At 64.2% G+C, this 20,704-nt stretch carries 25 protein-coding genes; 17 read left to right on the plus strand and 8 right to left on the minus strand.

What is annotated here, in order from left to right; translation table 11 throughout:
- The first annotated feature begins 87 nt into the window (after window positions 1–87).
- On the plus strand, window positions 88–705 hold the full coding sequence (locus tag QZZ02_RS02855; protein ID WP_291842169.1) for an energy transducer TonB: 618 nt from the start codon (window positions 88–90) through the stop codon (window positions 703–705).
- A gap of 59 nt (window positions 706–764) precedes the next feature.
- Here the strand turns inward: QZZ02_RS02855 and QZZ02_RS02860 are convergent, their stop codons facing one another.
- The 3 genes from QZZ02_RS02860 to QZZ02_RS02870 are packed head-to-tail and all read right to left on the minus strand — an operon-like array spanning window position 765 to window position 4,775.
- On the minus strand, window positions 765–3,038 hold the full coding sequence (locus tag QZZ02_RS02860; protein ID WP_291842170.1) for a S9 family peptidase: 2,274 nt from the start codon (window positions 3,036–3,038) through the stop codon (window positions 765–767).
- A gap of 23 nt (window positions 3,039–3,061) precedes the next feature.
- A complete protein-coding gene (gene msrB, locus QZZ02_RS02865) occupies window positions 3,062–3,469 on the minus strand; it encodes a peptide-methionine (R)-S-oxide reductase MsrB (protein WP_291842172.1) in 408 nt (135 codons plus the stop codon).
- The gene (locus QZZ02_RS02870) at window positions 3,453–4,775 is read right to left on the minus strand and encodes an MFS transporter (RefSeq protein ID WP_291842174.1); all 1,323 of its coding nucleotides are present in this window, start codon (window positions 4,773–4,775) and stop codon (window positions 3,453–3,455) included. Before QZZ02_RS02870 ends, msrB begins: the two co-directional genes overlap by 17 nt.
- 125 nt (window positions 4,776–4,900) lie before the next feature.
- On the opposite strand from QZZ02_RS02870, the gene QZZ02_RS02875 reads away from it, so the two are divergent.
- Window positions 4,901–5,332, plus strand: a complete 432-nt coding sequence (locus tag QZZ02_RS02875) for a DoxX family protein (RefSeq protein WP_291842175.1) — start codon at window positions 4,901–4,903, stop codon at window positions 5,330–5,332.
- A 78-nt stretch (window positions 5,333–5,410) separates the two neighbouring features.
- Window positions 5,411–6,502, plus strand: coding sequence for a DUF2336 domain-containing protein (locus tag QZZ02_RS02880; RefSeq protein ID WP_291842177.1), 1,092 nt, complete (start codon window positions 5,411–5,413; stop codon window positions 6,500–6,502).
- Window positions 6,503–6,586: 84 nt separating this feature from the next.
- On the opposite strand, the gene QZZ02_RS02885 is transcribed toward QZZ02_RS02880, so the two are convergent.
- Complete coding sequence (locus QZZ02_RS02885) at window positions 6,587–6,961, minus strand: diacylglycerol kinase family protein (RefSeq protein WP_291842178.1); 375 nt, start codon at window positions 6,959–6,961, stop codon at window positions 6,587–6,589.
- A 123-nt stretch (window positions 6,962–7,084) separates the two neighbouring features.
- On the opposite strand from QZZ02_RS02885, the gene QZZ02_RS02890 reads away from it, so the two are divergent.
- The 13 genes from QZZ02_RS02890 (at window position 7,085) to QZZ02_RS02950 (ending at window position 16,540) form a co-directional block, all read left to right on the plus strand.
- Window positions 7,085–7,348, plus strand: coding sequence for a zf-TFIIB domain-containing protein (locus QZZ02_RS02890; RefSeq protein ID WP_291842180.1), 264 nt, complete (start codon window positions 7,085–7,087; stop codon window positions 7,346–7,348).
- Window positions 7,349–7,484: 136 nt separating this feature from the next.
- Complete coding sequence (locus tag QZZ02_RS02895; protein ID WP_291842181.1) at window positions 7,485–8,006, plus strand: Na+/H+ antiporter subunit E; 522 nt, start codon at window positions 7,485–7,487, stop codon at window positions 8,004–8,006.
- Window positions 8,006–8,323 carry a monovalent cation/H+ antiporter complex subunit F gene (locus tag QZZ02_RS02900; RefSeq protein WP_291842183.1) on the plus strand — a complete coding sequence of 106 codons (318 nt, stop codon included), beginning with the start codon at window positions 8,006–8,008 and terminating at the stop codon, window positions 8,321–8,323. The genes QZZ02_RS02895 and QZZ02_RS02900 overlap by 1 nt, the downstream gene beginning before the upstream one ends.
- Window positions 8,320–8,691 (plus strand): monovalent cation/H(+) antiporter subunit G, encoded by a 372-nt coding sequence (gene mnhG, locus QZZ02_RS02905; protein ID WP_291842185.1) that lies wholly within the window; start codon window positions 8,320–8,322, stop codon window positions 8,689–8,691. Before QZZ02_RS02900 ends, mnhG begins: the two co-directional genes overlap by 4 nt.
- A complete protein-coding gene (locus tag QZZ02_RS02910; protein ID WP_291842187.1) occupies window positions 8,688–9,257 on the plus strand; it encodes a DUF4040 domain-containing protein in 570 nt (189 codons plus the stop codon). The genes mnhG and QZZ02_RS02910 overlap by 4 nt, the downstream gene beginning before the upstream one ends.
- Window positions 9,258–9,259: 2 nt before the next feature.
- Complete coding sequence (locus tag QZZ02_RS02915; protein WP_291842189.1) at window positions 9,260–9,718, plus strand: Na(+)/H(+) antiporter subunit B; 459 nt, start codon at window positions 9,260–9,262, stop codon at window positions 9,716–9,718.
- A gap of 2 nt (window positions 9,719–9,720) precedes the next feature.
- Window positions 9,721–10,236: a cation:proton antiporter subunit C gene (locus QZZ02_RS02920; protein WP_291842191.1), complete on the plus strand. Its 516-nt coding sequence runs from the start codon at window positions 9,721–9,723 to the stop codon at window positions 10,234–10,236.
- On the plus strand, window positions 10,236–11,759 hold the full coding sequence (locus QZZ02_RS02925; RefSeq protein ID WP_291842193.1) for a monovalent cation/H+ antiporter subunit D family protein: 1,524 nt from the start codon (window positions 10,236–10,238) through the stop codon (window positions 11,757–11,759). Before QZZ02_RS02920 ends, QZZ02_RS02925 begins: the two co-directional genes overlap by 1 nt.
- Before the next feature lie 4 nt (window positions 11,760–11,763).
- Complete coding sequence (locus QZZ02_RS02930; protein WP_291842195.1) at window positions 11,764–13,245, plus strand: proton-conducting transporter membrane subunit; 1,482 nt, start codon at window positions 11,764–11,766, stop codon at window positions 13,243–13,245.
- Entirely contained in the window at window positions 13,242–13,559 is a 318-nt protein-coding gene (locus tag QZZ02_RS02935) for a hypothetical protein (protein ID WP_291842197.1), read from the plus strand. Before QZZ02_RS02930 ends, QZZ02_RS02935 begins: the two co-directional genes overlap by 4 nt.
- Window positions 13,556–15,283, plus strand: coding sequence for a Na(+)/H(+) antiporter subunit D (locus tag QZZ02_RS02940; protein WP_291842200.1), 1,728 nt, complete (start codon window positions 13,556–13,558; stop codon window positions 15,281–15,283). The genes QZZ02_RS02935 and QZZ02_RS02940 overlap by 4 nt, the downstream gene beginning before the upstream one ends.
- 160 nt (window positions 15,284–15,443) lie before the next feature.
- Window positions 15,444–15,830 (plus strand): helix-turn-helix domain-containing protein, encoded by a 387-nt coding sequence (locus tag QZZ02_RS02945; protein WP_291842202.1) that lies wholly within the window; start codon window positions 15,444–15,446, stop codon window positions 15,828–15,830.
- The gene (locus QZZ02_RS02950; RefSeq protein ID WP_291842205.1) at window positions 15,827–16,540 is read left to right on the plus strand and encodes a DUF6456 domain-containing protein; all 714 of its coding nucleotides are present in this window, start codon (window positions 15,827–15,829) and stop codon (window positions 16,538–16,540) included. The genes QZZ02_RS02945 and QZZ02_RS02950 overlap by 4 nt, the downstream gene beginning before the upstream one ends.
- On the opposite strand, the gene QZZ02_RS02955 is transcribed toward QZZ02_RS02950, so the two are convergent.
- The gene (locus QZZ02_RS02955; RefSeq protein WP_291842207.1) at window positions 16,525–17,064 is read right to left on the minus strand and encodes a helix-turn-helix domain-containing protein; all 540 of its coding nucleotides are present in this window, start codon (window positions 17,062–17,064) and stop codon (window positions 16,525–16,527) included. The genes QZZ02_RS02950 and QZZ02_RS02955 overlap by 16 nt on opposite strands.
- A 62-nt stretch (window positions 17,065–17,126) precedes the next feature.
- Here QZZ02_RS02955 and QZZ02_RS02960 point away from each other — a divergent pair, with 62 nt between their 5' ends.
- Window positions 17,127–18,122, plus strand: a complete 996-nt coding sequence (locus QZZ02_RS02960) for a S41 family peptidase (RefSeq protein ID WP_291842209.1) — start codon at window positions 17,127–17,129, stop codon at window positions 18,120–18,122.
- Window positions 18,123–18,482: 360 nt separating this feature from the next.
- On the opposite strand, the gene QZZ02_RS02965 is transcribed toward QZZ02_RS02960, so the two are convergent.
- The 3 genes from QZZ02_RS02965 to QZZ02_RS02975 all read right to left on the minus strand — a co-directional run bounded on the left by QZZ02_RS02965 (window position 18,483) and on the right by QZZ02_RS02975 (window position 20,540).
- Window positions 18,483–18,902: a SufE family protein gene (locus QZZ02_RS02965; RefSeq protein WP_291842211.1), complete on the minus strand. Its 420-nt coding sequence runs from the start codon at window positions 18,900–18,902 to the stop codon at window positions 18,483–18,485.
- A gap of 80 nt (window positions 18,903–18,982) precedes the next feature.
- A complete protein-coding gene (locus QZZ02_RS02970; protein ID WP_291842213.1) occupies window positions 18,983–19,288 on the minus strand; it encodes a hypothetical protein in 306 nt (101 codons plus the stop codon).
- Between the two features lie 229 nt (window positions 19,289–19,517).
- Window positions 19,518–20,540: a hypothetical protein gene (locus tag QZZ02_RS02975; protein WP_291842215.1), complete on the minus strand. Its 1,023-nt coding sequence runs from the start codon at window positions 20,538–20,540 to the stop codon at window positions 19,518–19,520.
- Window positions 20,541–20,704 lie beyond the last annotated feature (164 nt).

Genomic DNA, 20,704 nt, shown 5'->3' on the forward strand with positions numbered 1-20,704 from the left:
GGTTCACGGCGCCGGGCACTTGGCCGGCTTGCTAGGGGCATACCTCTGTGAGGCCATGCAGAACACGCCCGTGGGGAGGCCTGTTCAATGACAGCCATGATCCAAAATCTTCGCACACCAATCGTGTTGCCGGTTGCGGCCGCCATCACCGTTGGTCTTTTTCTCCTGATGCGCGACCTGATCGCCGTTCCGATGGTGGAGCGGGTTCAGGAGGTCGAGACGCCGCGCTTTTCGATCAATGAGGTGCCGGAAGACGACCTGCCGGACGTTCGTGTCCAAATCGTCGATATTCCGGCAGTGGAACCACCGCCACCGCTGGAGCGCCTGCCGGTTGACCGGGCCGTGCCGACTGACCCCGGTGCCGGGATCTCCCACGCGCTGCCTCCGGTCGAGCCGCCGGTCCTGAACAATCGGGATGGCCTGACACGTGTGGACGGGAACCCGGTCCCCATCGTGCGCATCGAACCGGTCTATCCGGCGCGGGAAGCCGAACGCGGCAATTCGGGCAGTTGCACGGTGATCTTCGACATCACGCCTGATGGCTCGACGACCAATATCCGGGCGCTGTCCTGCGACAGCGGTGCGTTTGAACGGGCGACCGTCACCGCCGTCAGTCGCTGGCGCTACAACCCGCAGGTCGAGAATGGCCAGCCCGTCCTGTTCCAGGGCGCCACGACACGGCTGGACTACCGTCTCGACGGCTAGGAAAAGAAAAAGGCCCGGATCATCGATCCGGGCCTTGCTCGTTTGCGCTGCAAGCCGCGCTATTCAGCGGCGATCGCTTCGACTTCCTCGTCGGCCAGGCCGACCGCCATCAGGGCGAAGGCCCAGTTGAGGGCGGTTTCGCGCAGGCTGTCGAAGCGGCCGGAGGCGCCGCCATGGCCGGCCCCCATATTCATCTTCAACAGGGTCAGACCGTCATCGGTCCGGCGCTCGCGCAGGCGCGCGACGTATTTGGTCGGCTCCCAATAGGTGACGCGCGGATCGGTCAGGCCGCCCGTGGCCAGGACATGGGGATAGGCCATTTCCTGGATCTGGTCGTAGGGCGAGTATTCGATCATCGTCTGGTAGTCTGCCGCGTTCTCGATCGGATTGCCCCATTCCGGCCATTCCGGCGGGGTCAGCGGCAGTTCCGGATCCGACATGGTGTTGATCACGTCGACGAAGGGAACAGCCGCGATGGCACCGGCAAACAGGTCGGGCTGGAGATTGATCGCAGCGCCGACAAGCAGGCCACCGGCCGAGCCGCCATAGGCGACGATCTGGCCGCGCGACGTGTATCCGAGTTCCGCCAACGCCTCGCCGGACGATACAAAGTCGCGGAAGGTGTTGATCTTGTTTTCCAGCTTGCCGTCCAGATACCACTGATAGCCATTCGCCATGCCGCCGCGGATATGGGCGGTGGCATAGACCATGCCGCGATCGACCAGCGAGAGCGGGGTGACGCGGAAGGCGGCCGGAATGGTGATGCCGTAGGAGCCATAGCCGTAGAGCAGCAGCGGCGCCGTGCCATCGATCGGCGTGTCACGGTGATAGAGGATGGTGACCGGGATCTGAGCCCCGTCATGCGCCTCGGCCATGATGCGGCGCACGACATAGTCTTCCGGATCATGCCCGGACGGCACTTCCTGGCGCTTCAGCAGGGTGCGGTCGCGCGTGCGCAGATTGTAGTCATAGGTCTCCTCCGGCGTGGACGGGCTCTCATAGGAGAAGCGCAGCACGTCGGTGGCGAACTCGTATCCCGCCGAGGCGCCGAGTGAATAGGCCTCCTCGTCGAAGTCGATATTGTATTCCTCGCCGGTCGCGTATTCATGCACGACGATGCGCGGCAGGGCATTCTCCCGCTCGACGCGGACCTGCCAATCGGCAAAACCGATGACTCCATTGATCAGCGTGCCGGGGCGATGGGGGATGAAATCCTCCCAGTTTTCCCGGCCCGGATTGTCGAGCGGCGCCGACATGATCTTGAAGTCGACCGCGCCATCCAGATTGGTCCGGAAGTAGTAACGGTCCGAAGCCTCGGTCAGGTAGTACTCCACGTCATCCTCGCGTGCCGCGATCAGGACCGGTTCGGCGGCCGGGTCATTGGCGTCGATCAGGCGCAGCTCGTTCGAGGTGTGGCCGCCGGCATTGATCACGATGTGATTGTGGTTGTCGCTCAGGCCGACCGAGACGAAGTAGCCGTCATCCGGCTCTTCATAGATCAGCTCTGACGGCCCGCCATTGGCCGACTGGCGATAGACGCGCTTGGAGCGGCCATTATCGTCGCGCCAGACCCAGTAAAGGGTGGCGCTGTCATTGGCCCAGGTGAAATCGCCCGAACTTTCATCGGTCAGGGTCGCGACGATGGCGCCGGTGGCGACGTCCTTGACGCGGATCTCGTAATACTCCGAACCGCGCACATCGACGCCGAAGGCGACATAGCGGTGGTCCGGCGAATGCTCCATGTCGGAGAAGTCGAGATAGTCGAAATCGGCCGCTTCCGCGTCACCATCGACCAGCACTTCTTCCTCGCCCATCGGCTCGCCGGTTTCCGGATCGACCGGACGGCGGGCGAAGACCGGATACTGGCCGCCTTCGCGATAACGCGTGTAGTAGGCATAGTCGCCATCTCGCTCGGGCACCGAGCTGTCATCTTCCTTGATGCGGCCGCGGATCTCCTGGAAAATCCGCTCCTGCAGGGCTTCGGTCGGCGCCATGACAGCGTCGAGATAGGCATTCTCCGCCTCGAGGAGCTCGCGGACATCTGTGTCCAGCACCTCCGGCTCGCGCATGACCTGCTGCCAGTTCTCGTCCTTGATCCACTGGTATTCGTCGACGCGTGTGAAACCGACCTGTTCAATGGTGACCGGTCGCTGTTCGGCGCGTGGTGGCTCGAGGCCCTGGGCACGGGTGATCAGGGCGCCGTGCGTGGTCACGGTGGTGGTCGCGGTGGCGGCCGGATTGTCGGACGTCATGTCAGTCTCCTGGCTGCAGGCGACGAGTGCGAGACCGGCAAGTCCCACGCCCATTCGCCTGGCAAGCGGCAAATAACGCATGTGTTTCCCCTCAAGTGTTTGGCCTACGTCTCGCCGTCACCGGGCTTGAAGTCCAGCACGCCGCCATTGGTACAATAGCGTTGGCCGGTTGGCTGCGGTCCGTCCGCAAAGACGTGGCCGAGATGGGCGCCGCAATTGGCGCAATGGATTTCGGTGCGCGGCAGGCGCAGCTTGTAATCGGTCTTGGTCTCGACATTGTCGCCGCCGAGCGGTTCCCAGAAGGAGGGCCAGCCCGAACCGCTGTCATACTTGGCGCTCGACGCAAAAAGCGGGATGTCGCAGACCTTGCAGTGATAGGCGCCGGCCCGCTTCTCCGTGTTGAACGGGTGGGTGAAGGCGCGCTCGGTCCCTTCCTCGAAGGCGATCGCATAGGTGTGCGGATCAAGCCTGGCCTTCAGGGCTGCGATTTCGGTCTCACTCAGTTTCGGCATTCGGGTGCTCCGCGGCAGCTGTATCGTCCGGGCCGGCCAGCGCATGGGTCTGGCCCCGTCTGACAGACAATATGGGTGTTGTCAGGCAGATGACCACCAGCACGATGCCCAGTCCGAACATCGGGATCAGCGCCGAGACATTGGGTCCGAGCTGGCCGACCACGATGCCCATCAGCACGGCGCCGGCCGGCATGCCGCCAAACAGGCCCAGCTGATAGACCGACATGACACGCGCCAGCTTGTCCGGCGGCGCCTGTTCCTGCACCACCGAGCGCGACAGTGAAATCGCGACGCCGGCGCCCAGCCCCCAGCCGAAAACCAGCAGGTAGAGCGACCAGAAGGGCAGGTGGAAATAGAAGGCGCCCGTGGCCATGACGGTCACGGCCTGGGCCAGGATGAGAGCGCGGCCGGGCTTTTCGATCTGGCCGAATTTCACCAGCGCCACATTGGCCACCAGGGCTCCCACCCAGAAGGCGACCATCAGGCTGGCGATTTCCGGGAATCCGCCGCCATAGCTCTCGCGGATGATCAGCGGAATCAGGACGAGGAAGGCGCCGCCGACCACGAGAATGCCGAGCGCGATCATGATCAGCGTCATCGGCATCAGCACGGGCGAGGTGAAGACCGCCTTCACCCCGTCGGCAAGGTCGGCCATCGGATGGGCGGTCGACTTGTTGCGCTTGGAGCCGAGGCGCGGCAGGAAGGCGGCCGAGACGCCGCCGATGCACAGGCCAGCCGCCTGCAGCAGGAAGAGGGTGCCGGGCCCGGTATAGGCGGCGAAATAGCCGACCGCCATGCCCGCGATCTGGGCGCCGAACTGGACCGCCGAGGCCATCACCACGGCACGCTGCAGCTCGATCCCGCCATGGCGCGTGCGCGCCGAGATGCGCACCACCGGATTGATGGCGCTGTCGCGGGCCGGCATGACGAAACCGCCAGCGACCCCGATCAGCAAGGCAAAGCACACCATCACCCAATAGGTCAGATGGTCGGTTAGCAGCATCAGGCCCAGCGCGCCTGCCGACAGGCCGGCGAAGATGTAGAAATAGAAGACGATGCCGCGTCGGTCCTTGCGCTCGGCGAGGACACCGGCGAAGGGCAGGAGCAGCATCATCGGGGCGGTCAGGGCCGCCTGGGCCAGACCGAGCCGCTCCGGGCTTTCTTCCAGGGTGAAGGTGATGACGCCGGGAAACAGCGTCGTTTGCAGGCCGAAGCCGAAGAACCAGCCGGCCACCAGGACCAGGTAGGCGCCGAAGGGCGGCATGCGCAATTTGCGATTGCCGGCGAGGGGACGAAAGACGGGCAAGGGCGGGTGGGTCTTCTGCGGGCTGGAGGATGCGGTCGTTGAAAACCGGCGTAATTTGTATTGCGCCTTGTCTAGCAACATGTTGCCCTGTTGCAAATCATGCCTGTCGAGAAAGGACCCCCATGATGAAATTCGCCAAACCCGGTCTTTGCCTGCTTCTGGCTGCCTTCATGCTGTTCATGGGGTCGCAGAAGTTCGGCGATGCCAATCCTGTCTTCGCCTTCATCGCGGACCGCTCCGGCCTGGCCTTCTTCGAGCCACAGCTTCGGATGCTGACCGGGGCGCTGGAGGTTCTGGCGGCCCTGTTGCTGGTCGTGGGCGTCTTCACCAGGCGGCTGGAGGGCTTTGGCAGCCTGCTCTCGCTCGCCGTGATCGGCGGGGCGATCATCTTCCATCTCTCACCCTGGCTGGGGATCAATGCGCCGGTCGCGCTCGCTGAGGATGGCAGTTACATCCATTCGCCGATGCTGTTCGGCATGGCGGTGGTGTTCGGAGCCCTGGCGGCGGTCCTGACCTGGCTGGACAGGGACAGGCTGCCGATCATCGGCAAGGGCTGATCGTTCGGGCCTGGCCCTACCTTTCATTAACGCGCAGGCGTCATCCTGTCGGTCAGACCGGATCTGACAGGCCCCACAATGGCGAATGCCGAACCCTTTGAGCTCAACGAGCCCGTTGCGTCGCGCACGCGGTCCATCCTGGCAAAGCGGCTGGCCGATATTGTCGGCCTGCCGTCCAGCCGGATCACGCCGCGCGAGCGCTGGATCGTGGGGGACCTCCTGTATGATGTGATCCGGGCCAGCGATATCGACCTGCGCATGCGGTGCGCCAAGCGCCTGTCAGGGCTCAGCGATGCACCGCACCGGCTCTTGCGCACGCTGGCCTGCGATGAGTACGAGGTCGCCGAACCGATCCTGGAAGACTGTCTCGCCCTGTCCGATTTCGACATGATGGAGATCGCCCGGGTCGGCAAGCTGCAGCATCGCCTGGCCCTGGCCAAGCGCGAGAACCTGTCGGCAACCGTGTCGGCCGCCCTGGCCGCCGGTGGCGAGACGCCGGTGATCGAGCGCCTCCTGCGCAACAAGACATCGACCCTGGCCATGCCGACGGTCGATCACCTGGTCGGCATGGCGGCCGAGGAATCCAATCTCGCCCACCTCCTGATCAAGCGCGAGGAATTGCGTCCGACCCAGGCCTTCCGCCTGTTCTGGACCTGCGAGCATGTTGACCGCTACCAGATCCTGGAGCGTTTTGCCGTCGATCGCACGATCCTTATCGACGCCTCGGAGGACATCTTCCCGATGGCGGCGGACGAGGGCTGGTCCGACCCGATGGTCACCCGCATCCTGCGCTATATTGATCGTCGCCAGCGCAATCGCGACGCCGCCGAGCTGAGTCCCTACGGCTCGCTGGAAGGCACGATGGAAGCGATGGCGATGGACGGTGCGATGCCTGATATCATCTCCGAGATATCCACCCTCGCCAATGTCGACCGCCGGCTTGTCCTGCAGATGGTCGACGACATGGCCGGTGAGCCGGCCGCCATCCTGTGCAAGGCGACGGGTCTGAAATGGCCGTATTTCGAGCATTTCTGGCGCGGACTCGGTCGCTCCATCACCAGCGAACCCGTCGTCCAGGCCCGCAAGGTCTATGACAGCCTTTCGGTGGAAAAGGCCCAGACCGTGCTGCGCTACTGGAACCTGTCGATGGAAGACAAGGGCGAGAAATAGCGGGCTTGGGTCCTTCCCCTTGATGGGGCCCCTTGATGGAGACGGCAGTCCGGCTCGCCCATCAGGGGCAAGGTCCGGCAAATCCTACCGCCCCCGCGCCAGCTCCCATACCTGTCCGGCGCTGAACCGGCCCGCCCCGTCGAGAATCGCCATCGCGTCGCGGTCGCCATAAAGGGCGCGCGGCAGACGGTTCGCGGTACCCAGGGGCAGCGGGATCAGCGGCAGTGTGCAATTGGCCCGGACAGCCGCCTCGGTCACCGCCCTGATCGTGCCATTGCCGCCGGCAATGGCGATTGCGTCGGGCTTGCGGGCGATAATCGCTGACACGGCCTGCGCGGTATCGCCATCCAGCTGCTCGATCGCGTGAATGCTGCCATGGGCGGACAGGGCATCCAGAAGGGCCTCGTCCTCGCGGGCCAAGCGTCCGCTGCGTGGATTGGCTAGCATGGCAATACGCATCTTCCGTCCACGTTTGGCCGAACGACGCAAAGCATGGGGATTGTCAGTCACCGCGTCCACCTTGCCGAGCGGACCGGGTCCGCTAATTCGAAGGCCGGACCCATTTGAGAAGGAGCGTTGTCCATGAAATGCCCGGTTGACGGTGAAACCCTGGTAATGGCGGATCGCAGTGGCGTTGAGATCGATTATTGCCCGTCCTGTCGCGGTGTCTGGCTGGACCGGGGTGAACTCGACAAGATCATCGAACGGTCTGTGCCTGCCGCAACTGTTGCGCCGCGCGGCGAGGACCTTCATCGCGACACGTCCCGCTCCGATGGCTATCGCCGGGACGGGCGGCATCACCACAAGAAGCGCGAGAGCTTCCTGTCGGAACTGTTCGACTTCTGATCCCTGTCCGGCCGGTGGGTTGAGGCCCGGGCCGCCACAAACGGTCCGTCTGCATCTTCCTCGCCGCTTCGTCTGGTCAAGCTTCGCCTGAGGGGCTAATTACCGGGTAAGCAGCGTTATCGCGCGGGGAGTTTCCATGTTCTATGGCATCAGCCTGACCGCCATTCTGGTGGCGCTTTGGCTCACCTTGTCCGGCCCGTTCACCCTGTCAGGTGACTATCCCATCGTGATGGGTCTGGGCGTCATCAGCATTGTCGCGACGGTGGCTTTGACCTATCGCATGCGCATCGTCGACCGCGAGACCGTCCCGGTCGGCCCGGCGCTGGCCTTGTTCACCTATTGGGGCTGGCTGGGCGGCGAGATCGTCAAGGCCAACCTCGCCGTCCTGCGACTGGTCATGAAGCCGGAAATCGAGGTTGAGCCGCGCCTGGTCCGGGTGCCGGCTGATCAGCGGTCCGGCCTGGGACTGTGCGTGTTTGCCAACTCGATCACCCTGACGCCGGGCACCGTGACGGTGGATGTCGAGGATGACGGTTTCCTGGTGCACGCGCTGGACAATTCCTTCACCGATCCGGCCGGTTTCGCCGAAATGGGCGCGCGCTCCGATATTGCCTCCGATGGCAAGAAGGCGAGCCCGACAGGCCGAGGAGACAGCTGATGACATTCCTCACTTTCCTGGTCGCCATCGGCATGGCCGTGGCGATGGCGATCATGCTGGCGCGCCTGTTTGCCGGACCGACCCTGTATGACCGCGTGCTGGCCGCCAATTCCTTCGGCACCAAGACTGTGCTCTTCCTGCTCGTCTTTTCGGCCCTGGTCGGACGTCAGGACGCGATCGACATTGCCCTGCTCTATGCGTTGATCAATTTCGTCGCGACCATCGCGATCCTGAAATTCTTCCGCTACCGCTCGCTGGAAATCGCGCTCGCCCAGATGTCGCTGCGTCGTGCGCTGGACGGGGAGTACGAGAAATGAGTGCCGCCGAGATTTTCCAGCATGCCCGTGATGCGATTTCGATCGGCGCCATGGCTGTCGGCCTGGTCTTCGTGATTGCCGGTGCGATCGGCGTCATGCGCCTGCCGGATTTCTATACCCGCATGCATGCCGCCGGTGTGACCGATACGCTGGGCGCCGAGCTGATCATTGTCGGCCTGATCGCGCAGGCCGGTGACTGGCAGACCGCGGTCAAGCTGGCGCTGGTGGGCCTCTTGCTCTTCCTGACCAGTCCGACCGCGACCCACGCCATTGCCAATGCCGCGCACCGCGCCGGGCAGAAGCCGGACCTGTCGCACTTCAAACCGAAACATCCGGCCGATGCCGGCTCGTCGGAGGGGCAAAAATGAACCATGCCGATCTGACCCAGTATCTGGACTATCTGCTGATCGCGATGCTGCTCGCGGTCGGTTTTGCCATCGTTCGACTGCGCAACCTGTTCGCCGTGGTCATGCTGACCGGGGTCTATTCCCTGCTGTGCGCCGCCTGGTTCGTTTCGCTCGATGCGGTCGACGTGGCCTTCACCGAGGCCGCCGTCGGGGCCGGTATCTCCACCGTGCTGATGCTGGGCGCGATGCTGCTCACCGCCCGCGAGAGCGAGCCGGCCGGCGCCGGGCGCCACTGGGCCGCCTTTGCCGTGGTGGCCGCCGCCGGGGCGGCGCTCTTCTTTGCCATTCCGGACATGCCGGTCTATGGCGACCCGGAGAGCCCCGCCAATGCCTATGTCGGTCGCGACTATCTCGAACAGGTGCCGCACGATATCTCGATCCCGAATGTGGTCACCGCCGTCCTGTCCAGCTATCGCGGCTTCGACACCTTGGGTGAGGTCGTGGTCGTCTTCTCGGCCGCGCTCGGCGTGATGTTGCTGCTGGGCTTCGGGACCGGCGCGCGGCGTCGTGAAGAGGAGGAGGACTGATCATGTCTCCGCACCTGATTCTCCGGGTTGTCGCCAAGCTCCTGATCCCGCTCATCGTGGTCTTCGGCTTCTATGTGCAATTCCATGGCGAGTACGGACCGGGCGGCGGCTTCCAGGCCGGTGTCATCATCGCTGTCGCCGTGATCCTCTATGCGCTGATTTTCGGCATTGATGCCGCCCGGCGCACCGTGCCGCCGGTCGCTGTGCGCTTCGGCGCGGCACTGGGCGTTCTGATCTTCGCAGGCGTCGGCATCGCCACCTTGTTCATGAATGGCGCCGGCGAGCCGCTCAATTATCTCGATTATGACGCCCTGCACCCGGACCAGGGTCACCATACCGGCCAGCACTACGGCATCATCCTGATCGAGATCGGCGTGTTGACGACGGTCTCGTCGGTGATGCTGGCCATCTTCTATGCCTTTGCCGGTCGCGTGCCGGATATTCCGGACGAGGAGTGGTAGCGATGCTGGAAATCCTCGCAGAACGTTTCAACTACATCCCGATCATCATCCTGATGATGATCGGCCTGTATGTCGTCATCGCGACCGGCAATCTGGTCAAGCGACTGGTCGGCCTGTCGATCTTCCAGACCTCGGTCTTCCTGCTCTACATCACCATCGGCAAGGTGTTCGGCGGCGCGCCGCCCATCCTTGAGAATTACAAGGCCGATGATGGCTATGGCCATGGCGGTGACGGTGCGGGTTATGGCGCATCCGAGGCCGGGCATGCGGCCGATGCCGTTGCCGATCATGCCGCCGATCATGCCGATACGGCAGTCGATGCGGCTCATCAGACCGCCGAGATGCTCTACTCCAATCCCTTGCCGCACGTGCTTATCCTGACCGCCATCGTGGTCGGGGTCGCGACACTGGCGGTCGGGCTGGCCCTGGTCGTCCGTATCCGCGAGTCCTACGGGACGATCGAGGATGACGCCCTGAATGCCGCCGATTACTCGCTTGAATCCGGGAGCGCCGAATAATGCAGTTTCTGGCTGACTTCCTGCCGGCCGGCGTCGCCATGCACGCCCCGGCCCTGATTGTTGTCATTCCGCTGATCGCGGCGGCGCTGGCGGCCCTGATGCCGAATGGGCGGGTCGCCTGGATCGTGGCACTGCTCACCTCTGCGGCCGTGGCCCTCCTGTCGCTGAACCTGCTCGGGCAGGTGATCAGCGAGGGCGTCGTCTCCTATCACATGGGTGGCTGGGCGCCGCCGCTGGGCATCGAGTATCGCGTCGACATGCTCAATGTCGCCTTGCTCCTCCTGGTCGGCTTTGTTGGTCTGTTGTGCGTGATCTACGCCCTGCCGAGTGTCGGCGACGAGATTGCCGAGAACAAGCAGGCGCTCTTCTATTCCGCCTTCCTGGTCTGCTTTGCCGGCCTCTTGGGCGTGACCATCACGGGCGATGCCTTCAACGTTTTCGTCTTCCTCGAGATTTCCTCGATCTCGACCTATGTCCTCATCGCGATGGGCGCGGGCAAGGACCGGCGGGCGCTGACGGCCAGCTATAATTATCTCATCCTCGGCACGATCGGCGCGACCTTCTTCGTGATCGGCGTCGGCTTCCTCTACATGGCGACCGGCACGCTCAACATGGCCGACATGGCGGCCATCCTCGAGGCCAATGGCCATAACCGGGTGACCCAGGCGGCCTTCGCCTTCATCGTGGTCGGCCTGGGCCTGAAGGCGGCGATGTTCCCGCTGCATGTCTGGCTGCCCAATGCCTACGCCTTCGCGCCGAATTTCGTCACCGCCTTCCTCGCCTCGACGGCGACCAAGGTGGCGTTTTACGCGTTGATCCGCTTCCTCTTCTCGGTCTTCCACCCGGATGTCAGCTTTGTCGAAATGTCCTTCGTCTGGCTGTTCGCGGTGGTCGGGACGATCGCCATGGTGGTGGCCTCCCTGCAGGCGGTCTTCCAGACCGATGCGCGGCGCCTGCTGGCCTATTCCTCGGTCGCCCAGGTCGGTTACATGATGCTGGGGCTGGGCATGGGTACGGCGTCCGGCCTGTCCGCCGGCCTGCTGCACCTGATGAACCATGCCCTGATGAAGGGCGCGCTCTTCATGGCGCTGGGCGCGTTTGCGCTGAATTTCGGCGTGCGCCGGGTCAAGGATCTCGCCGGTATGGGCAAGACCATGCCGGCCTCGGCCATGGCCTTCACCATTGCCGGCCTGTCGCTTGTCGGCGTGCCGCTGACCGTCGGCTTCACCTCGAAATGGTATCTCGTCACCGCAGCGCTCGAGCGCGGCTGGTGGTGGGCGGTGGCGGCCCTGATGCTGTCCTCGCTTCTGGCACTCGCCTATGTCGCCCGGCTCCTGTCGGCGATCTGGATGGACAGCCCGCCGAGCCATCATGGCGAGCTGATGCAGCGCCGCCTGGCGCCGTGGATGGTGCTGGTGCCGATGTCGATCCTGGCACTCGCCAATATCTATTTCTTCTTCCACGCCGACCCGCTGGTCTGGCTGGCCCGCGCGGCCGCGGATGCCGTGATGGGGGGGCATTGATCTGATGTGGACGCCTGAACTCTCCCTCGCGCTTGCCCTTGCCATCCCGGCGATCGGCGGCGTCTTCGTCGCGCTGCTGGGCTCGCGCCCCAATCTGCGTGAAGCGGCAACCCTGATCGCGGCGGTGCTGCTGGCCTTCAATGTCGCCTATCTGGTGGAGGTGGCCCAGGGCCATCCGACCCTGAACCTGGCGACGCTGGCGCCCGGCCTGCACCTGGTCTTCAAGCTGGAGCCGCTCGGCGCCATTTTTGCTGCGGTCGCCTCGGGTCTGTGGATCGTCAACTCGCTGTATTCGATCGGCTATATGCGCGGCAACAACGAGAAGAACCAGACCCGTTTCTATGTCTGTTTCTGTATCGCGATTGCTGCCGCCATGGGCGTGGCGCTGTCCGGCAACCTGCTGACCATGTTCCTCTTCTACGAGGTGCTGACCCTGTCGACCTATCCGCTGGTCACGCACAAGGGTGATGCCAAGGCCAAGCGCGGCGGGGCGATCTATCTCTCCATCCTGCTCGGCACTTCGATCGGCCTTCTGCTGCCGGCCGTCATCGCCACGCATTTCCTGGCTGGCTCGACCGATTTTATCGCCGGCGGCCTGCTTGCGGTGAACGAGGTCACGCCGGCAATTGCCAGTATCCTGCTGGTGCTGTTCGCCTTCGGTATCGGCAAGGCGGCGCTCATGCCCGTCCATCCCTGGCTGCCCAATGCCATGGTCGCGCCGACCCCGGTTTCGGCCCTGCTGCACGCTGTGGCCGTCGTGAAGGCCGGCGTTTTCGCCATGCTGAAGGTCGGTACCTATATCTTCGGACCGGCGCTGATCGCTGTCACCCCGGCCGCCGACGCGCTGGCCTGGATCGCCGGTATCTCCATTGTGCTGGCCTCCGTGGTCGCCATGACCAAGGACAATCTGAAAGCCCGGCTCGCCTTTTCGACCGTGTCGCAGCTGTCCTATGTCACGCTTGGCGTGATGCTCGGCTCGCCGCTGGCCATGCTGGGCGGGGCGCTGCAGATCGTCATGCATGCCTGGGGCAAGATCACGCTCTTCATGAGTGCCGGTGCTATCTATACCGCCACCGGCAAGACCGAGATCTCGCAGATGGACGGGCTGGGCCGCTACATGCCCTGGCTGTTCATTGCCTACACGGTGGGGGCGCTGTCGATCATCGGCCTGCCGCCGCTGGGCGGGGCCTGGCCGAAACTCTTCCTGCTGCAGGGCGCCTGGGACAGCGGCCATGGCTTGTTGATGGTGGCGCTGATTGCCTCGTCGATTCTCAATGTCGCCTATCTCCTGCCGCTCTCGGCGCGTGGATTCTTCTCGCCGCCTGAAGAGGCGCAGCTCAAGAAACAACCCCCGATCATGGTCATCCTGCCGCCGGTCATCACCGCGGCCGGCGTGGTCGTGCTCTTCTTCCTGATCGGACCGTTGCGCGACTATCTCGCGCCGGTCTTCCTGTCGTCGACCCTTGCTGCGGAGGCCGCACTGTGAGCGATCAACACGGCAAACATGATGAATTGATCCATCCTGTCGCACGCCCCTTCCTGTGGCTCGACTCGGCCTGGCTGAAGGCCTCGATGATCTGGATATTCCTGGCGGCGACGCTCGGATTCGTCGCGGTCGACTTTTTCCATCATCGCCATGAATACGTCCATCTGGCTGAATTTTACGGCTTTTATGCCATCTGGGGCTTTGGCGCCTTCGTGCTGGCCGTCATGGTTGGCTGGTTCGTGATCCGCGGCCTGCTCGGCCGCCAGGAGGATTACTGGGACGGCGATGAGACGGACGAGGAGGGTCAGTCATGATCGAGGCCTTCTACGACATTTCGCCGGCCTGGCCGGTCATCATTGCCGGTCTTCTCGCCGCGGCCTTCCCGCTTCACACCGTGCGCAAGGGGCTCGCCCTGCTGGCCCCCGTGCTGGCGCTGGGCCTGTGGTTCAACGCGCCGTCGGGCGATCATCTGGGCGGTATCATCGAACTGGGTGGTTTCACCCTCGAGACCTTCCGCTTTGACGGCCTGTCACGGATCTGGGGCCTGATCTTCATCATCGCCGCCTTCATCAACGGGCTGTACGGCCTGCACGAGAAGGACCGCATCGCGGATGCCGCCGGCCTGATCTATGCCGGTGCCGGTCTCGGTGCCGTTTTTGCCGGCGACCTGCTGTCGCTCTTCGTGTTCTGGGAGCTGACCGCGATTTCCTCGGTCTTCCTGATCTGGGGTGCCCGCAACAATGCCGCCTACAAGGCCGGCCTGCGCTATCTGGCGATCCATGTCCTGTCGGGCGTGCTGCTGCTCACCGGCGCGGTGATCCGGGCCAGCGAGACCGGCAGCTGGGCCTTCGACGAGACCCTCTCGATCGAGACCCTGGGCGGTTTCCTGATCTTCATCGCCTTTGGCATCAAATGCGCCTTTCCCTTCCTGCACAACTGGCTGCAGGACGCCTATCCCAAGGCGACGATTACCGGCGCGGTCGTGCTGTCGGCCTTCACCACCAAGCTGGCGGTTTACGCTCTGGCGCGGGGTTATGCCGGCACGGACGTCCTGATCTGGATCGGTGCCATCATGACGGCCTTCCCGGTCTTCTTCGCCGTGGTCGAGAATGACCTGCGCAAGGTGCTGTCCTACTCGCTCAACAACCAGCTCGGTTTCATGGTTGTGGGCATCGGTGTCGGTACCGAGCTGGCCATCAACGGCGCGGCGGCGCACGCCTTCGTCCACATCATCTACAAGGCGCTCTTGTTCATGAGCATGGGCGCGGTGCTGTTGCGCGTCGGGACGGTCAAGGCGTCCGAGCTGGGTGGTCTCTTCAAGTCGATGCCTGCGACCACGGTCTTCTGCCTCATCGGGGCCGCCTCGATCTCGGCCTTCCCGCTCTTCTCCGGCTTCGTTGCCAAGGCCCTGACCCTGGCCGCCGTGGCCCAGGACGGCCACTGGATCGTCTGGCTGGTTCTCGTCTTCGCCTCGGCCGGTGTGCTCGAGCATTCGGGCATCAAGATTCCCTACTTTGCCTTCTTCAGCCATGACCGTGGCCATCGCGTCCGCGAGGCGCCGGTCAACATGCTGATGGCGATGGGGATCGCGGCGCTGATCTGCGTCTATCTCGGGGTCAATTATGGTGTGCTCTACGAGCTCGTGCCCTTCCCGGAGGCGGCGCTGTACTACCAGCCCTACACGTTTGACCATATCGTCGGGCAGATGCAGCTCCTGCTCGGTGCCATGTTCGCCTTTGCCTTCCTGGTGCGGATGAAATGGTATCCGGATGAAAAGCGCGGCGTGAATATCGACACCGACTGGCTCTATCGTCGCTTCCTGGCCGACGGGATCAGCTGGGGCCATGCCATGTTCGGTCGTCTCTGGGCCTTCATCGGCAATCTGATCGGCGGTTTCCGGAGCCGGACGGGTGGAAAACTCTTCGAGGTTTTCAGTCCTATCGGTGCCCTGAGCCGGGATATCCCCAGTGGGCTGCTTGCGATCTGGACCAGCGCATTGCTGGCGATCGTCTTGCTGATCGCTTACCTCGCGCCTTAAGTCTCAAGGGCTTGCATGCATGAAGAGAGCGCAACCCGCACCGGTTGCGCTCTCTTTCTTTACACCAAAAATAGGAATATTATCCCCACCTGGGTGTAGCCATCTTAGCATCACGTCGGTCGCGGCCATCGGGGCGCCGCGTCAGAACGGGAGTGCACGGATGAGCCGTATCATGTGCAAGCTGGAAGAAGACGTCGCCCGGGCCCGGCTGGCCCAGAGCGCCGTCGCCTATGCTTTCGGAATCTCGCAGCGCGAGCTGGAAGCACCGACGCGACGATCACGCGAGACCGCGCTGGCCCGCCAGGCCGCCATGTATCTCGCCCACGTCGCTTTCGAACTGCCGCTGAGCCGGGTGGCGCTCGCCTTCGGGCGGGACCGCTCGACGGCGGCGCATGCCTGTCACCGCATCGAGGACCGGCGCGATGACCGGGCTTTCGACGATTATATGGATGCACTGGAAGCGGCCCTGCGCACGGCGCCGCGTCTGAGCGGGCTGCAGCGCCTGGCCGGGCTGGAGCGATTTGGCGCGGTGGAGCGCCTGTCATGAGCGCGCCGCGCTGGATGCGGGCGCTTGCGAGGCCGGGCGCGCGCCTGGCTTCGCCGGGTGAGGTCGAGGCCCGCGCCGTGGTCCTGCCGCAGGGCGATCGCCGGCGCCGCCCGACCGCGCGCATCTCGGCGACCCGTTTTGCCGAGGCCGTGGCCTGCGGCTGGCTGGCCAGACGCGAGGATGGTCTCATCCTGTCGGCCGATGGCCAGGCCGCCCTGCGCGCCGGTACGCGCGGTGAGGATCCGGACCCGGCAGAGCGTCATCGCGAGATGGAAGACCGGCCGGTGTTCGACCGGGCAGGGCGGCTCTCAACCGCCCGCGCCAATCGCCGCGAAGGCCCGCTCGGGCCCTGGCTTGACGGTCTGGAGCCGCACCAGCGCCAGGCCGGCGAACGTTTCATTGCCGATTATCACACCTCCACCCTGATGAGCCCGGTCACCCGCAACTGGTCGCCAACAGCGCCGCGTCGGGCCGAGGGCCAGCGCAAGGGGCCGGAAGATGCTGCCGTCGCTGCCATCGCCGCCAAGGAACGGGTCATGGACGCGCTGGACGCCCTCGGCCCGACCTTCGCCCGGGTGATCGAGGCGGCTCTGGTTCACGAAGACAGCGCCGCGGCGCTGGAACGACGTTTCGGTTGGGCGGCGCGGTCGGGGCGGACGGTGCTGGGTCTGGCGTTGACGCGGCTGGCGGAGATTTATCGGCTGGTCTGAGGGCTGTCCCGCTCGGTCTCAATCACCCAATTTCCGCTTTCCAGCAGGCGAGCGAGCGGATCGACGGCCATGCTTCGGCCAACCACGACCGATGCGATGAGGGCGATCACGATGGCCAGGCCGGCCACACGTGGATGCCGGGCTGGCAGGTTGCGCCAATCCGCGCGATCGGCCTGTCCGGTCGTCAAGGCGGTGATCTCGGCCGGGATGATCATGAGCCGGTAGCCCCGATTGCGTTCGGTCTGGATCAGCCAGGGGGCGGCGGCGTCGTCGTCGAAGAGGGCCCGCAGTTTTGAGATGGCATTGTGCAGGGCCTGGTCGGACAGGGCCCCGACACCCCAGGCTTCGGCAACCAGCGCATCCCGGCTGACATAGTCCGGCGCCGCCGAGGCCAGGGCGGCCAGCAAGCGCGCCTGGCGCGGAGGCAGCTGGATCGTCCGGGTGGTCGTCCGCGCCGTTCGGCCGGCGAGATCGACCGACCAATGGCCCAGTTTCAGCGACGGTGAAGAGACTTGGTGAGACATGGTGAGTGGACAGTGTTGCGGTATCGAAGCACCCGAAGGGCGCAGATTATTTGGAGTTTCCCATGCTGACCATCCCCGCTGCCATCCTGACGGGCCTGGCTCTGGCCTTGCCCGTGGAGCCCCCTGCCGACGTGCGGCTCGATGCTCGCGAACAGCGCGCCGTTCTCGAGGCCATCGTGGATGCGCTTGACGCCAGATATTTCCAGCCGGGTGCGGAAGAGCCGTATCTGGCTCGCCTCGAGGAATTGGCCCGCGCGGCCGGTCCTGAGGTCGAGGCCGATGCCTTTGCCCTGACCGTGCACCGTGCCCTTCAGGCCGTGCAGCGCGACGGCCACCTGGGTGTCTATGGACCGGAGCGGGCGCGTCGATTGCTGGGCAGTGAGCACCACACGGGTGAGCCGGACCATGCGGCTGATGGTATTGAGTCCGATCATGGAGACGCGGACGGTCAGGGCGCCGCCTGGTTCGAGCATCACAGCCTTCCCGGAGCCGTCGACCTGTTCACCCTGCCGGAGTTTCCCGGCAATGCGGACGCCGCCGAACAGCTGATTGCGGCCCTCGCCACCGTACCGGCCGACAGCGCGCTCATTTTCGACCTGCGTGGAAACATGGGCGGTGAGGCGGCGCTCTTTCGCCACCTGTCCGGTTGCCTGTTTGACAGTCGCCAACCGCTCTTCGCCGTCCGCTGGCGCGAGGGGGAGACATTTCGCCTCGCTGTCAGTGAGACGGTTCCGGACGCGCGTTGCGTCCACTTGGCCGATACGCCGATGGCTGTCCTTGTGGACGGTCGGACCGGCTCCGTTGGCGAGCTGATGCCGTTCATCCTTCAGGCGCGAAGCCGGGCCGTCATTGTCGGAACGCCAACCTATGGTGCCAGCCATGCCGCAGAGCTGGAGGCCCTGCCTCACGGTTTCGCCCTCATGGTGCCGGTCGGCGCCACCCACGATCCGCTTACCGGTGCTGACTGGGAGGGATCGGGGGTCTCCCCGGATATCCTGACCGACCCGGACGCAGCGGTCACAACGGCGCTGAATGTGTTGTCGGCAATGCGATTATAGCGGCAGGCCCGGTCTCGGTTGCCGGTGGTCTACCGGTTGATTGGGGGAGGATTTCACAGAAACATTCTTCCCGGGCGAAAACCTGGGACCGACGAAACGATCCGGCAAGCGATGAGTCCCCCGTAGGTCCCGGATCGCGCCGAGGCGCGTCCGGGAAGAATGGAGGGTGGAGTTTAAGGGTTTATCGTGGCGCACCCAACAATACTTTCTTCCCCACGTCGTGGGGAAGTGGGCCGAGGCGGAGCCTCGGGTCGAAGGGGTCCGAGCGCAGCGAGGGCTACCGCCTGCGGCGGCCCCTCCGTCTTGCCGCTATGCGGCAATCCACCTCCCCACGCGTGGGGAGGGAAAATCATTGAGACCCTACAGCGCCTCGGCTTGCCCGCGGATCCGGCCGATCATCGAGGCCAGGCCGTTCGAGCGTTGCGGGGAGAGGTGTTCGGACAGGCCGATGCGGGCGAGCACGTCGCGGGCGTCGACGGAGAGGATTTCCTCGCCCGTGCGGCCGGAATAGAGGCGGACCAGGAGGGCGGCGAGGCCGCGCACGATATGGGCGTCGCTGTCGGCGCGGAAGCTGAGGGTGTTGCCGTCACGCTCGGTGACCAGCCAGACCTGGCTCACACAGCCCTTGACCTTGTTGGCGTCGGAGCGCTCGTCCTCGGGCATGTCGGGCAGCGCCTTGCCCATGTCGATGAGATAGCGATAGCGCTGCTCCCAGTCGTCCAGCAGGTCGAACTCGTCCACGAGATCGTCGATTTCGGTTTGGATATCTTGTGCCGTCATGTCAGCGCCGAGGTAGTGCGGGCGAGGCGGCCTGGCAACCCGCCTCAGCGGTTTGCGCTCGGTTCAGAACACAGACCGGATCAGGATTTGGCGCGGGCCGGTGCAGCAGCGGGGCTGGCGGCGGTCTGGCGTTCCTGACGCTCCTCGATGGCGTCACCAATTCGGCTCATCGCCATTTCGCCCAGGAAGCTTCCAAGGCGGGCGGCTTCCGAGCCGGCTTCACAGATGACTTCGTTTTCGGCGCACCACTCCGACACTTTCGACGAGGCGTCGATGCGGGTCTCGGCTGTATTGAAAGGCAGGTCCATGGCTTCGCCCGCAAAATCCTGCGGTACGAAGAAACTCACGACTGCCAGCCAAAACGCGGCACGCAGCAGAAACATCATGTTCGACCTCACTTATGACCGAAACCGGGTGTGCCGATCTCAATGCATGATAGAGGCTAGGAAAAATTCTCAGCAATAGCTAGCAATTGCGGGGTTTACCGAAAATGGTGTGCGAATTCGGAGCGAAGATTTTGTGTAAAATTGTCGGCAAATTCGATCTTGTCTCTGATCGGCACACGTTTCGTTAACTTTTACCCGAATTCGACAAAGCCAACCGGTCAAATTTGACTCAATTCGCGCTGCTTCCCAGACAGCGGCTGACGTCCATCAGGGCATGTTCCGCGATACAGAAGCTGTCCTCATACATGAAATGACCTGCGGCGACGCATTGCTGCAGGTCGAGGCGGACCCAGGTCAGGCAGCGTTCGACCACCGGGTCGGACAACAGGGCCTCGACAACCTGATCGGTGCGGGCGGGGTCATCATTGTTCAGCGACTGCAGGGCGGCAACCGACAGGATGCGGCCGATCCGGTCGCGATCCGGGTCCGGGATGGCCTCGCCCACCGTCAGGGTCAGTTGCGGCGCGACCGAGGTGCGGTCGGACAGGGGGGCTGCATCGAGATGGTCAAACAGGGCCGAGGCCGGCAAGCCCTCGCCCAACCCGTTGGACAGCGTCATCAGGACCTCATCGGTCATGTCGATCGGCGCGCTGCCCATGATCGACAGCTCGGCCAGGCGGTTCGTGCGGTCCCCATGGCTGCGATTGGCCCAGCGCTCGCTCTGCAGGTCGTAGGCCGCCGCTCGATAGCGTTCGGAGACTTCGCGGATCTCGGCATTGTCTGCGGCAATCGCCTCGACCACGGAGGTCTGGGCGTCTTCCGACGCGGCAAAGCTGGTCGCATAGGTCGGGTCGTACATCAGCCCGGTCATGGCGGCTTCCGGACCATAATAGTCGGCCAGCTCACGAACCTCGTCGAGATATTCGGGATGGCGCGCGGCAATGATCGCGGCGTAGGCGATCCAGGCGCGGACGAGGCGTTCCTCGCCGTAGAAGGCGGTCAGCCGGTTCATGGCATCGTCGAGATCCTCGCCCGAGGCAATCGGGGCCGAGTGGAGATCGGAGATGACACCATGATAGGCGGCGTATTCACCGGCCGAGCGTTCGACCAGGGTCGGATGGCGTTCCTCGGGCTGGTCGAGCTGGAGCACCGGACCGGGCGCGGTCGCCGCAGCCTCAGCGGCAGCCGGAGCGGCTTCCTGCAGTGACACACTCATGCTCAGCGCGCTGATAGCGAGGAGAGACGTCAACATTCCACAATGCTCCTTTGGACCCGCTGCATATTGCCTCGCCTTCGACCCGCATCCAAGGGGGCGGCCGCGATGAATTATCACAAGGCTTAGCGGTTCGGAGCGATAACGGAACAAAGTTTAAGATTCAGTATTTGTTAACGCCGAAGGCCAAGATTCCGTTCATC

It is taken from the genome of Maricaulis sp., from assembly GCF_015665295.1.
Taxonomy (GTDB): Bacteria; Pseudomonadota; Alphaproteobacteria; order Caulobacterales; family Maricaulaceae; genus Maricaulis.